Origin of the sequence: Acinetobacter higginsii, from assembly GCF_000369845.1 — a bacterium.
In the GTDB taxonomy this organism is placed as follows: domain Bacteria; phylum Pseudomonadota; class Gammaproteobacteria; order Pseudomonadales; family Moraxellaceae; genus Acinetobacter; species Acinetobacter higginsii.
In genome coordinates, this window is record NZ_KB850223.1 from 455,860 (window position 1) to 468,113 (window position 12,254).

Here is a 12,254-nt window from a genome sequence, read left to right on the forward strand (position 1 = left end):
AATTTTATGTATTGCCATGAATTGGCGATACGAATTAATCAAAAAGACTAAGTCTGATGGAGTTAACTATGAGCAACATTCGTCCATTACATGATCGTGTTGTGATTCGTCGCGTAGAAGAAGAAACTAAAACGGCTGGTGGTATTTTACTTCCAGGTTCTGCTGCTGAAAAACCATCTCAAGGTGAAGTAATTGCAGTAGGTAATGGTCAAATCACTGACAATGGCATTCGTGCTTTAGACGTTAAAGTTGGCGATAAAGTATTGTTCGGTACTTATGCAGGTACAACAGTAAAAGTAAGCGGTGAAGAGCTCTTGATCATGAAAGAGTCAGATATCTTAGCTGTACTTGAAGGCTAATCGATACATAACTCACAAATTAATCAGATACAGTATTTAAAAAGATTCGGAGTTTCACATGTCAGCTAAAGACGTAAAATTTGGTGATTCAGCTCGCTCAAAAATGATCGCAGGCGTAAACACACTTGCAGATGCAGTAAAAGTTACTTTAGGCCCTAAAGGCCGTAACGTTGTCATCGACCGTTCTTTTGGTGCACCACACATCACAAAAGATGGTGTAACCGTTGCGAAAGAAATTTCTTTAAAAGACAAGTTTGAAAACATGGGTGCTCAACTTGTTCGCGAAGTTTCTTCTAAAACAAATGACATCGCGGGTGACGGTACAACAACTGCAACTGTACTTGCTCAAGCAATTTTAAATGAAGGGATCAAATCTGTAACTGCAGGTATGAACCCAATGGATTTAAAACGTGGTATCGACATCGCAGTGAAAACTGTAGTTGAAAATATCCGTACCAATGCAAAGCCTGCTGATGATTTCAAAGCAATTGAACAAGTAGGTTCAATCTCTGCGAACTCTGATACGACTGTTGGTAAACTTATCGCTCAAGCGATGGAAAAAGTTGGTAAAGAAGGTGTTATCACTGTAGAAGAAGGTTCTGGCTTCGAAGACGCTTTAGACGTTGTAGAAGGTATGCAGTTCGACCGTGGTTATATCTCTCCATACTTCGCGAACAAGCAAGATACCTTAACTGCTGAACTTGAAAATCCATTCATTCTTCTTGTTGATAAAAAAATCGGCAATATCCGTGAATTGATCGCTGTATTAGAAGCTGTTGCTAAAACTGGTAAACCACTTCTTATCATTGCTGAAGATGTTGAAGGTGAAGCGCTTGCAACACTTGTTGTGAACAACATGCGCGGTATTATCAAAGTATGTGCGGTTAAAGCACCAGGTTTTGGTGATCGTCGTAAAGCAATGCTTCAAGACATCGCGATCTTGACTGGCGCGACTGTGATTTCTGAAGAAGTCGGCATGTCTTTAGAGCAAGCTTCTCTTCAAGATCTAGGTACTGCACACAAAATCACTGTTTCTAAAGAAAACACTGTGATTGTTGATGGTGCTGGTAATGCTGCACAAATCGCTGAACGTGTTCAACAGATCCGTGCGCAAATCGAAGAATCTACTTCTGAATACGACAAAGAAAAACTTCAAGAACGCGTTGCTAAATTAGCTGGCGGTGTTGCAGTCATCAAAATTGGTGCGGCAACTGAAGTTGAAATGAAAGAGAAAAAAGATCGTGTCGACGATGCTCTTCACGCAACTCGTGCAGCAGTAGAAGAAGGTGTTGTTGCAGGTGGTGGTGTTGCACTGGTACGTGCTGTAAACGTATTGGATGGCTTAAAAGGTGCGAACGAAGATCAAACTGCAGGTATCAACATTTTACGTCGTGCGATTGAAGCGCCGCTTCGTCAAATCGTTTCAAACGCAGGTGATGAGCCTTCAGTTGTGATCAATGCAGTTAAAGCGGGTGAAGGTAACTTCGGTTATAACGCTGCAACTGGCGAATATGGCGATATGTTAGAGATGGGTATTCTTGACCCTGCTAAAGTAACGCGTTCTGCTCTTGAACATGCAGCTTCTGTTGCAGGTTTGATGTTGACAACTGAATGTATGATTACTGATATCCCTGAAGACAAACCAGCTGCTCCAGATATGGGCGGTATGGGTGGTATGGGCGGAATGATGTAAGCCGCGCATATTTAGTTTAAATTATTGTAATTTAATAATATTTAAACTATATTTGTTGAACTTACTCATAATGTTACTCACATTCAAGTTTGTTACAAAAAAGGTCACAAATTTTATTTGTGACCTTTTAAATTTTATAGATCTACTAGATCTCTTAAAAACTAAAGTCATCATATTAGATAAAAATTTAACTATTGGATGAATGAAAATATTGAAAAAATACGCCTGAGAAAAATCAGGCGTTTTTGACTTAGAACAACAGCTATTTCATTCTAACGTAAGAGTGGAGTTTTCCTCATGAATAATACAGGAAAGGACATAGCTATTAAGCCAGTAATTTTTACGTCCATCTTTGATTGGTCTTGTCACGCGACCAGTTTTAATTCGATCATATAGCTCCTTTTCTGAAATATTCATGCGCAAAGCGAATTCGGCAGTAGATACTCGACGTTCGGTATTAGTTAGGTCTATAGATACAGCCATTAAATATCTCCTTCAATAAAGTTTTAAGAGAAAACCTCTTAAAATAAAGGCTATCAAAATATAAAAAAAAAAGATGAGATATATGGAAAAAACCAAAAAAAAGATGAGAAATTTTTAAAAAATCAAAAAAAGACTTATTTTTTATTATATCAGTAAATAATCTTTTGTTAGTTGTGGGTAATAACAATGTTGATAGCTTAGCTCATTTAAAATAAATGAGCTAAACGTATACTACATTATCGTTTAATTTATGATTTATTTTTAAAAAGATTTTGGGGGTCGGATAAAATAGCATTTTTTTTATTGTTAAATTTTCTACCAATTTCTGAGAATTTAAATTCATTTATTTCATATTCTGAAAATACTTCTCTGCTAAAATAATTTTTAGTCTGATAAAGCTCTATCATCTTAAGTGTAATATCCAGATAATTCATTTCAACATCTTTAGATTTTAAAAATGATATAAGCACACTGCCAAGAAAAAATTTCTCATGATTCTCTTGCTTTCGATCTTTTATCTTCTGATCTCTTTGCTTATACGAATTATTCAAAGATTTTTTAATTTCATTGTGTGCTTTTTGTTTTATTGAATCAGGAACTCTTCGATTGTAGTTTCTTAGCATTTTTAATGCGATTTTTCTTATTTCATCAGTTTGAAAAGAAGGATCTTCATATCCACTCATATCAACGATATCATTTTCAATATCAGAGCGATCACTCTTTTTGATTGAGCAGATAGCGTCCATTACTTCTTCTAATCTATTTAATTCTAAAACTTTATGATATTTGTTTCTCAAATTTTTAATGTCTTCTTCTGTAAATTGATTTGCAGTTTTCGATTGAATTAATTGTAGTATTAACTCATCTGAATGAGTACGTTTAGCTATCTGTTTTAAGTGTTTTTCGACTCTTAAAATTATCTCATTCACTGTTAATTTTACTCTAGTCATTTTTAAACCATCTTTATTTGAGAAAATTTTGGTATATCACAGAGTCTTAAAAAAAATTGTCATAAGTTGATGTTTTCAAAAAATACTACTCTTCTGTTAATTTGAGCTGTTAATTTATGGCTGTTAATAGTGGGACAGATAAAAAATCTTTTTTGCGAATGCAAAAAAGATTTTTTATAGCTCGTATCCGTGTCTTTTTAAATTTCGCTTCGCTCTCATTTAAAAGACACTTCCCCTCGTGCTGCGCAGCCCTGTTAATTTTTAAGTTTATGATTTTTAAAGATTATATGGTGTTACTCTTATGTGCTATCGGCGTTACTCATATTTTTAGTAGGTGTTACTCTTATTTAGCTAAGCTGTTACACGTTTTTTATGAATAGCTTATATATCTGTTTTTATTGATAAAAGTTCATGTTTTTTTAAATTTTTTAGTCTGTTACTCTTATTTTTGGGTTTTGTTACTCATGTAGTTTTATTGAATGTGTTTTTTTTATCGAAATTCAAGTTTTTTTCATTTTTCTTCACGAAACGAATCATGAAATTTTAAAATTTTGTAGGATCCGATATTCCAATTAAATTAATATCGGAAGTAAAAATGTATTATTTTCATTTAAGTCACAACGTTAAAGGTGATAGTCAAATAAAATTGAGTGACGGTCATTCAAAGTATCGACTATCAAAAAGTGCCTATCACTATATTACTCGCACCTTATATTTTTCTAAGCATAAAAGTGACATTGAAGAGCTTGAATATTGTGCTTCTTATCATATGCCTCAATGGGTAGATAATCATCCAGAAAAATTTTGGCATGCGGCAGATCAATATACAAGTTTGACCCGACGAACCTCATCGCATATTACAATTGCTTTGCCAAAAGAATTGGATAAAAATCGCCGTATTGAATTGTCTGAAAGGTTAATGCATGAGTTTTGTGGTCAATATAAAATGCCATGTACAATCGCAATTCATAATCATGTTGCAGCACTGGATGGACAGTCAGAACAACCACATTTACATTTATTATTTTCAGAAAAAAGTATGCTGGATAATATTCAACGTTCCCCTGAGCAGTTCTTTAAGCAATATCGTCAAAAAAATCCTGATAAAGGTGGTGCATTAAAAATCACGGCTGATGTGCTTGGGTTTGGTCGTAATATATTATTTCACTATCGAACAAAAACTGAAAAAATAATTAATGAATTTTTAGAAAAATATGCGCCAACCAAGATTGTAGAAATTCATGGTGTTCAATTAGAAGTGAGTAGTGCAGTATCGTGTTTATCAAATGAAGATTATAATAAAAAATATGGAACTAAATTAAAGGATGTGCCTCAAATTCCTAGACAGTTACTGTATAGCACCGATCCTGAAGATCAAGACAAGGTGGCAAATTATAGAAAGGAGATTCGGGAAATTCGTCAAAATAACCTGTGTGAACTCTATAAAAAAGAGTATGAGTTAGCGTTGGCTAAAAAATATGAACAGGAAAATGCGAATACACATCAGCGTGATCAATCGAAAAATCTAGATTTTGAGTTTTAATATATAGATGAAAAAACCAAAGTTTGTTATCTCTGATGAGCCAGTTCAATGGATTTAATCAGTCTTTGTTCAACCTTTGATTTAATCAAATGATCCATCTATGCACTTTAATAGATGGATCATTTGAAATTGGTCTTAGTACAATTTGACCTACTTCTTTAAATAATTTTCCATTTGCAATTGCTCAAGTTGATGCCACTGATAGCGCTCATGTCCTGCAAAATTCTGTTTGATAAATGCAATATGTTGAAGAATCCGCTTCTGATACTTTAAGAGTTGTTGAATACGTTGATCATCATAATCAATATCTACACGTTGCTGCCTGAGTGCTTGATAAAAGCAGCGGTAATTCATATCCATATTTTTTAACGTTTCTTTTGATGCAGTAGGGTGGAGGGGGTGGCTCAATCCTTTTACTGAATAAGATTCACACGTGACAAAGTTGGGGCGCAGACGGGATTCTTTTGCCACTTTTAATGAGGGTTCAACTGTATTTGATTTAACTTTGATGGCTTGAAATGCCTGTTGAATTGAATTCATTAACATGGATGACTGGACTGCTTGGGCAGACTTCTCCAGAGAGGGTGTGATTATGACTGGATCAGGAGTTGGGACTATCTCGTTAGGCAGATTGTTTTGTCCATTATTCAGCGTGATGAGTTGTTTTAATTTCTTATAGTTAATCGTATAGAAATTGGTTTGTAGCCATTTGTTCTGTGCCAACTTTTCAATCACAAGAATTCCAGCTTGCTTTAACTTTGCCACAATTCGTTTGATTGTTGATACGCTATAAACGCCAAGTGTTATCTGCCATTGCTCGTAGCTATGGAACCAATACTTTTTTCCATTAAAAATTTTCCCTTCGTTATTTTCTAAGCAATAATGCAATTTCTGTAGAAAATTGGCGGCCGCAACGCCATACGCTTTTGCAAGCGTAGGCGAAGCAATTAAAGGATAGTCTCCCGAAATCAGGAGATTGTTATTCTTCTTAGCCTGGGACATGACCAGCTCCAAACAGCACACGTTGTGCGCGTTCAATCAACTTGTGACGTTGATGCGTACGGAATGCCCATAGAGAGGAGAGGTTGTTATTTTGATTGAGCTTTGCGACTTTGAGAATTTGTTCATCATTCATTTCATTCATACATTCACGAATGATCTGATGTGCTTGTTCAAGTTCGTTGAGTAAGGAATTTGCGGTATCAACAGCGATATAGAGGTTAGCGAGTGTCTGACGCTGAGGATTTGAAATAGATTTACCGAGTTCAACAATCAGTTGAGAGGCTTGTTTTTTAGGTGTGCAAGTGCTTGCACCATGAAGAATTGCGTTCATAGTCGTTTCCTTGTGAGTAAGTTTTTAAGGCTTACCAGCATCACTTTCCTACGGTGATGGTGGCAGCTCGACAGGAGTAGGAAATACCGCTCACAAGGTACGGCCAGCCAAAAGGCTGTCCTGTCAAGCCGCCATAACGACTGCTAAAACAGTAGGCAAAAAAATAGCCGCTAGTGCGACTGTATTTTGCACCTTGTGAATAGTATCAGGTTTCCTACGCCTGAACACAGATTTTGCTGTGTAGGATTAGCTTAGCTGGGTATACCTTAACCTGTCAACAATTCAATTTGATGTTTTTACATATCTTAACATTAAATAATGTATTGATTAACCTGAAGATATTTTTGATTGCTGACGGCTAGGAAGCTGTTTGTTAGTAGTGTTTATGGATGATGGTCATTGTTCAATGTTTATTCTTTTTGGTGCTTTAAGGAATCATTGGAATAGGTATTAGATATTTTTAATCCATAAAATTTAGAGTGACTGTTGGTAATCATGAGCTGAATTCATGATCCATTCATCACGGACTCAATAATATTGAAGACTTTCACTAAGCTTTCTCTAATATGAATAGGTTGAATTAGGATATCACCCATAGCTGTATTGAATAAGATCATACAAGGATAAGTCCAATCGGAATCTTAGCTGATATGACTAATCCCATTTCATTAGTCCAAATATTTAAAGGTATGGTTGGGAGATTTATTGATTCATTTTATTGTTTTATTTTAATAAAGAAGAACAGTTCATTTTAGACTCATCCATGAGATCAAAATAAGCCAATCGATTGGTTTAATTTGGTCTAATGGGAAAAATCAATCACTTAGATTAAATTCGTTGAGTCCAAACTGATCGTCCAGTTTTTAGTATTGCTAAAATTGACTAAAGCGCTGGATAAAATTAATATGGGCTCGCTGGCCTACATTGCCAGTCGGTTTTAGCAGACCGTATTCATCTAGCACATGACATTTATATTTTTGGATATAAATTGAGTGTGGGAATCCTCTCGTCCCCCTTTTTTTCTATGGTAGGACGGAAGGGGGACACCTTCGGGTGTGCTGATTCCTAGATGATCAGTCTGCTAACCCCTTTTCGTTCTGCCACCATTATTTAGCAGTAATTGGTAGAACTTCTATAAACATCTAGGAGCTTCTCATGCTGTATCTATCTTTTCTCATTTGTGCCTCACCACCTGTTCAACCTTGTTGTGCTTTGCAGCGGGGACTAGACGGCTAATTTTTATTATTCGTCTGTATTAAAAAAACATTTTACAAGAACAATCCAACGGTGGATGGCAAAAACACGCCTATAAAAAATAGATCTTTTTATATTTATATCTGCTGGTGATTGTGAATTGCATTGAACATGCGGGGAACAACCATGACTGAATTAACCAAACCTAAAATCATTCCAATCGAAAACCGTCCACAAAAATCCAAGCTATTTTTAAAATGTGTAGTGGCACCGATTGTGATCTTTCTGATCATTGGCAAAATCTTTTCCTTTGGATGGTTTGGCTACTTTTTCTTTGGCTTTGACCTATTCTGGTTTGTAATCATTTACTACCTTTATCAATACGGAAATACTTACTTTGATGGGATGACCGAACAACTGAAACGCCAAGGTGAAACTTTTAATTATCAAAATCGTGGAGTCTGGATTAACAGTCAAGACAAAACCATCATCCTGTTTGATCAGCCTGACCAACGCTTAGTCAAATATCCTTTTGACTATATAACTTCTGTTGGACATTACAATCTGGTTGAAGATCGCTTTAGAACCACGACTACCGTGATCAGTAACCCAATGATGGGAACCCATGTTAACCAACAAGTACATCGAACACCAATGAAACGTGAGTTCCAAGTCAATATTGGAACACGGGATCAATTTAAACCGAATTATAGTCTTAAAGTGCTGTTTCCTTGGCGTAGCCCTCAGATGGCCAGTGAAATCCGTCAACTCCTTTCGGCTGATCACTATCAATAACAACAATATAAAAATTTAAGGCAGTCAATCATGATGATTTCAAGATCGTTTATGCCATCTGTGCTGATGTTGTCAATCAGCACAGTCATGGTCGGATGTGGAGGCGGTTCAAGTGGAGATTCTAGTTCTTCCAATGGCGGCGGAACGGGTAATCTAGATAATGGCAATCCCAAGCCCGTGACCTGTGCTGAAAGCCAATATCTGGAAGACGGTGCATGTAAAAATAAGGCAGTGCAGAATATCCAGTCACTACCATTCAGTACGCTGATTCAAGGTCAAAGCTATCCATTATCGCTGCAAACAGATCAAGGTCTGGCAGTGACTTTTAGCAGTAATACCCCCAACATCTGTAGTGTAAATGATAGTGAACTTAAAGCCCTAAAGGTTGGACAGTGTACTCTGGCACTGACACAGGCAGGCACGGCAAAAGTTCTAGCATTGAATAGCAGCATGACCGTCAATGTGACGTGTGCTGCCGATCAATATCTAGAAAATAATGTTTGTGTAACTAAGGCCAAACAAACCATTACCCCACTCAAAATTAAATACATCCTGACGGAGAGTATTTATTCACTAGAAGCTGAATCCAGTACCAAATTGCCTGTCACGATCAGCAGCCTGTCTACTGCAACCTGTACGTATAGTCAGGGTGAACTCAAGGGGATTGGTGCAGGGTTATGTACCCTTAAACTCACCCAAGATGGTGATACCAAAACACTGGCAGCAGAGAGTAAAACCATCAGCTTTGATGTGTTTAAGGCTTCACCTATGAGCGAGGCACCTGATCTCAACAACTGTTATGCGGGTAAGCTCAGTGCAAAGTTTAGAAATGAATTCTTAAATGAATTCAATACAGTTCGTGCCTTGCATGGGCTGCCAAGTATTACATACGATTATGCCCATGAAGATGAGATGATGCAGACCGCACTGATTCTTGCGGCAAACAACATCTTTACCCATTATCCCGAAGCGAACACCAACTGCTATTCAGATATTGGTGCGGTGGGTGCAAAAACCAGTAGTCTGGAAATGGGGGTAAGGCAGAATAAATATGACTATTCACCTGCCGAAAGCATTACCAATATGGTGCATGACAAATTAAACCTGTTTGCAGGAGATGTAGGGCATCGACTCTGGATGCTCAATCCATTCCTACAAAAATCAGCATATGGTTCAGTCAATGCACCCTCGTTTAAGGATACCCGATTCCCTTATGTGGTCGGGACGTCTTACAAAGTGGTTTATCCCTTTAATGATGCAACGACTGCACCACTCGGTGTGATTGCCTATCCCTACCACAACTATCCAGCCAAATATTATAGGGCGGGTTCAATTCTCTCGATTTCAGTTTTAACTGATCAAAAAAACTTCTTTGCCAATCGCAATGTGGACTACGCCAAAGCCACTGTTGTCGTCACAGAACGAAGTAGTGGAGCTAAACAGAAGATCAGTAATATCCGCTATGAAAATAATGGTGTTCCCAACCATATCCAGTTTAACTTTGACGATTTAAAACTGAACGAGATCTACGACGTCAAACTCAGCAATGTTCTGGTGAATGGTCAGCCTAAAGAATATTCCTACTGGTTTAACGTGAATGATCGGTAATCGAAAATAAGGACAACAACAAAATGACATGTATGATTCAAAAAATTCTCGTTACGAGTATCTCGCTGCTCATGATACATACCGCGACGGCTCAACCTATTTCTGCTTCATCTTTAACTTTAGAGCAGGGATTATCCTGTCTGGATTGGGCTGAAAAAGAACAATCTTTTAGTAACCAACTGGCGTTGGGTGAAAGGACAGATATATCAACGCCAGCTATTATTAAACTTCAGAAACAATTTCAACAGCAATATAGCAAGCAAAAGACCACTATTATCGATGATTCAGATGATGAAGGTTTCTGTGAAGACTGCCCAGAAACAACTGTCTATTTGCCTAGAAACAAAAGCAATCCAATTCAACGGATTGAGACCTCAATGCATGTCAGTGTTGCAGGAGTAAGTACATCGATCTATCGTGCAGATGACATTAAGACAACTCAACAAAAAATTGAGAACAGATTAAATATTAAATTCAGTCGCTATACAGGGCAGCAATTTAAAAACTTTAAACAGCAGTGGGATAAGGCCTTAGATCAGGATAAGGATAACGGAAAGAGAATCAAGACCACACAGGTCTTTCAGAAATACCCACATTTAAAAGTATTCAATGGAGAAGTTTTCCAAAATCAAAAGATCTATACACCCAAACAGATTTATATTTATAGCCAGCCCTATAAACGTGACACTTCTTATCTGAATGACATGATTGCTTTTATCAGTCTTTATGACAACCCAGTCAATTCTTCACAGCACATTTTACAGTGTGGTTTTATTGACAATGTGTTTTAACCTCCAAATAAATAAAGAGTCCAATCAAATGAAAAAATTAATATTCGCAGGATTATGTTTAAGTCTTTCAACACTAGCTTGTGCTGGTGCAAAAGAAAGCCTAGTAGGAAAGCGTCTGGTCTTAGATTTGCCAGATACTGAATGCGCAGGATTGTCTTTTGCCAAAAATAGTAAGGATGCAGCAATGTATGCCGAAATGGGGCAATGCCAAGATCCTTTACCACTTCGAGTAAAATGGCTAGATGACAAGACTTTTATTTTAATTGAGAAAGTACGAACGAATAATATTTCTCCACCACGTAGCTATTTATATAGAGTTCAAAGCGTTAATCAGCGTTATGTAAAATTGACCCAGATATGGACGGGGTGGGGAGATTCAAAAGACGATACGCTAGGCTATTATTTTAAATAGCTTGATCTAAGGTAGGCTAAATATATAAAGCTAAAACGATAATTGACCAGAGGTTTTTAAAACATGAATTACTACGCTGAGGATCCCTTCTAGATAATTTAAACTAGGAGGTAATATGCAAAAGCTGAAATTTCAGTACCAGCGCCCTGTAAAAATCGATCCTAAAGATGGTATCCGAAAACGATATCCCTATATGAGGAATGCTTATTTTAAAAAGTTCAGTACATATCCAGAACGTAGTTTCTATTTTTTTCATTTGATCGAATATAAGGACTATCCTTTAAAACTTCGTGTTGCACGAGGTTCTGGTTTGCCAGAAGAATGGGATGATCTTCCATCTTCAGTCTATAATGTAGCTAAAAGCTGGAAGCATAATTCCAAAAGAAAGCATCAGTACTTTAAAGAGGATGTTGCCTAAAATTTATTTTATCTAAAAATAAGGGAATAGTTTTTCCCTTATTTTTTGCTTAATGCCGAATTTAATAATTACATACTTATCTAGCAGTAGCGGATGATTTGACGAATGTAGAAAACTTAGCTCAAATTTAGCTTAATAGTTGCCCTAAAAAATGGGTAAGTATTAGATAGATCGGATTTGAGCTTATTCATACTCCTTTTGCTGATATTGGTAATAGTTTCGAACATATTCATTCTCAAATGTTGAGGAGAGAGATTTACTTTAATAAAACTTTTTAGTATTTTGTTAGCAAATCAGTAGTATTTCCATCGCTATGCGTTCAAGTAGGTTGTCTAAGCATATACTCGCATTTATCCTGTTTTTGTTTACGATAACAATTACGGGAGTTCATGCGTGGGCACCTGTCTTACTTGAGAATATTGAACACCAACATGAGTTGAGTATTGTTGTTGAGGATGATGCATCTAGTCATTGGTCTTTGCAGCATTCAAATGATTCACTCAAAAATTCTACTGATCATGATACGGAAGCACATACTTGGAAGAATTTTGATGAACCTATCTATCATCATTCAGTAAAACCAATTTCTTCTGATAGTGATTTCAGCATAGATCCAATCTTTATTCTTAGTTTCGCACTTCCACTAGTTTTATTCTTTTTCCAGCTTTTTGAAAA

13 protein-coding genes are annotated in these 12,254 nt (G+C 36.6%); 9 read left to right on the plus strand and 4 right to left on the minus strand.

Annotated features, from left to right (window positions below; translation table 11 throughout):
* The first annotated feature begins 68 nt into the window (after positions 1 to 68).
* Both F885_RS00660 and groL read left to right on the plus strand, forming a co-directional pair.
* Positions 69 to 359: a co-chaperone GroES gene (locus tag F885_RS00660; RefSeq protein ID WP_004801462.1), complete on the plus strand. Its 291-nt coding sequence runs from the start codon at positions 69 to 71 to the stop codon at positions 357 to 359.
* Positions 360 to 417: 58 nt separating this feature from the next.
* A complete protein-coding gene (gene groL / locus F885_RS00655) occupies positions 418 to 2,052 on the plus strand; it encodes a chaperonin GroEL (protein ID WP_005322884.1) in 1,635 nt (544 codons plus the stop codon).
* 267 nt (positions 2,053 to 2,319) lie between these two features.
* Here groL and F885_RS00650 read toward each other — a convergent pair whose 3' ends face one another.
* Entirely contained in the window at positions 2,320 to 2,535 is a 216-nt protein-coding gene (locus F885_RS00650) for a hypothetical protein (protein WP_005322885.1), read from the minus strand.
* 248 nt (positions 2,536 to 2,783) lie between these two features.
* Entirely contained in the window at positions 2,784 to 3,485 is a 702-nt protein-coding gene (locus F885_RS00645) for a hypothetical protein (RefSeq protein WP_005322887.1), read from the minus strand.
* A 595-nt stretch (positions 3,486 to 4,080) separates the two neighbouring features.
* Between F885_RS00645 and F885_RS00640 the strand changes: the two genes are divergently transcribed.
* Positions 4,081 to 5,028 carry a MobA/MobL family protein gene (locus tag F885_RS00640; protein ID WP_005322892.1) on the plus strand — a complete coding sequence of 316 codons (948 nt, stop codon included), beginning with the start codon at positions 4,081 to 4,083 and terminating at the stop codon, positions 5,026 to 5,028.
* Positions 5,029 to 5,178: 150 nt separating this feature from the next.
* On the opposite strand, the gene F885_RS00635 is transcribed toward F885_RS00640, so the two are convergent.
* The gene (locus F885_RS00635; protein WP_005322894.1) at positions 5,179 to 6,030 is read right to left on the minus strand and encodes a hypothetical protein; all 852 of its coding nucleotides are present in this window, start codon (positions 6,028 to 6,030) and stop codon (positions 5,179 to 5,181) included.
* Positions 6,017 to 6,361, minus strand: a complete 345-nt coding sequence (locus F885_RS00630; RefSeq protein ID WP_005322896.1) for a hypothetical protein — start codon at positions 6,359 to 6,361, stop codon at positions 6,017 to 6,019. Before F885_RS00630 ends, F885_RS00635 begins: the two co-directional genes overlap by 14 nt.
* Positions 6,362 to 7,741: 1,380 nt before the next feature.
* Between F885_RS00630 and F885_RS00625 the strand changes: the two genes are divergently transcribed.
* The 6 genes from F885_RS00625 to F885_RS00600 form a co-directional block, all read left to right on the plus strand.
* Positions 7,742 to 8,350 (plus strand): sortase family protein, encoded by a 609-nt coding sequence (locus tag F885_RS00625; protein ID WP_005322898.1) that lies wholly within the window; start codon positions 7,742 to 7,744, stop codon positions 8,348 to 8,350.
* Positions 8,351 to 8,380: 30 nt separating this feature from the next.
* Positions 8,381 to 9,958 carry a CAP domain-containing protein gene (locus F885_RS00620; protein ID WP_005322900.1) on the plus strand — a complete coding sequence of 526 codons (1,578 nt, stop codon included), beginning with the start codon at positions 8,381 to 8,383 and terminating at the stop codon, positions 9,956 to 9,958.
* 23 nt (positions 9,959 to 9,981) lie between these two features.
* Positions 9,982 to 10,749, plus strand: a complete 768-nt coding sequence (locus F885_RS00615; RefSeq protein WP_005322902.1) for a hypothetical protein — start codon at positions 9,982 to 9,984, stop codon at positions 10,747 to 10,749.
* 28 nt (positions 10,750 to 10,777) lie between these two features.
* Complete coding sequence (locus tag F885_RS00610) at positions 10,778 to 11,161, plus strand: hypothetical protein (RefSeq protein WP_005322904.1); 384 nt, start codon at positions 10,778 to 10,780, stop codon at positions 11,159 to 11,161.
* A 115-nt stretch (positions 11,162 to 11,276) separates the two neighbouring features.
* The gene (locus F885_RS00605; protein WP_005322906.1) at positions 11,277 to 11,579 is read left to right on the plus strand and encodes a hypothetical protein; all 303 of its coding nucleotides are present in this window, start codon (positions 11,277 to 11,279) and stop codon (positions 11,577 to 11,579) included.
* 313 nt (positions 11,580 to 11,892) lie between these two features.
* A partial coding sequence (locus F885_RS00600) for a hypothetical protein (RefSeq protein ID WP_005322908.1) occupies positions 11,893 to 12,254 on the plus strand: 362 nt, incomplete at its 3' end.

Excerpts from the sequence above, each read along its gene's own strand:
- F885_RS00660 (WP_004801462.1), top strand. The coding sequence starts at position 69 with ATGAGCAACATTCGTCCATTACATGATCGTGTTGTGATTCGTCGCGTA.
- groL (WP_005322884.1), top strand. The coding sequence starts at position 418 with ATGTCAGCTAAAGACGTAAAATTTGGTGATTCAGCTCGCTCAAAAATG.
- F885_RS00650 (WP_005322885.1), bottom strand. The coding sequence starts at position 2,535 with ATGGCTGTATCTATAGACCTAACTAATACCGAACGTCGAGTATCTACT.
- F885_RS00645 (WP_005322887.1), bottom strand. The coding sequence starts at position 3,485 with ATGACTAGAGTAAAATTAACAGTGAATGAGATAATTTTAAGAGTCGAA.
- F885_RS00640 (WP_005322892.1), top strand. The coding sequence starts at position 4,081 with ATGTATTATTTTCATTTAAGTCACAACGTTAAAGGTGATAGTCAAATA.
- F885_RS00635 (WP_005322894.1), bottom strand. The coding sequence starts at position 6,030 with ATGTCCCAGGCTAAGAAGAATAACAATCTCCTGATTTCGGGAGACTAT.
- F885_RS00630 (WP_005322896.1), bottom strand. The coding sequence starts at position 6,361 with ATGAACGCAATTCTTCATGGTGCAAGCACTTGCACACCTAAAAAACAA.
- F885_RS00625 (WP_005322898.1), top strand. The coding sequence starts at position 7,742 with ATGACTGAATTAACCAAACCTAAAATCATTCCAATCGAAAACCGTCCA.
- F885_RS00620 (WP_005322900.1), top strand. The coding sequence starts at position 8,381 with ATGATGATTTCAAGATCGTTTATGCCATCTGTGCTGATGTTGTCAATC.
- F885_RS00615 (WP_005322902.1), top strand. The coding sequence starts at position 9,982 with ATGACATGTATGATTCAAAAAATTCTCGTTACGAGTATCTCGCTGCTC.
- F885_RS00610 (WP_005322904.1), top strand. The coding sequence starts at position 10,778 with ATGAAAAAATTAATATTCGCAGGATTATGTTTAAGTCTTTCAACACTA.
- F885_RS00605 (WP_005322906.1), top strand. The coding sequence starts at position 11,277 with ATGCAAAAGCTGAAATTTCAGTACCAGCGCCCTGTAAAAATCGATCCT.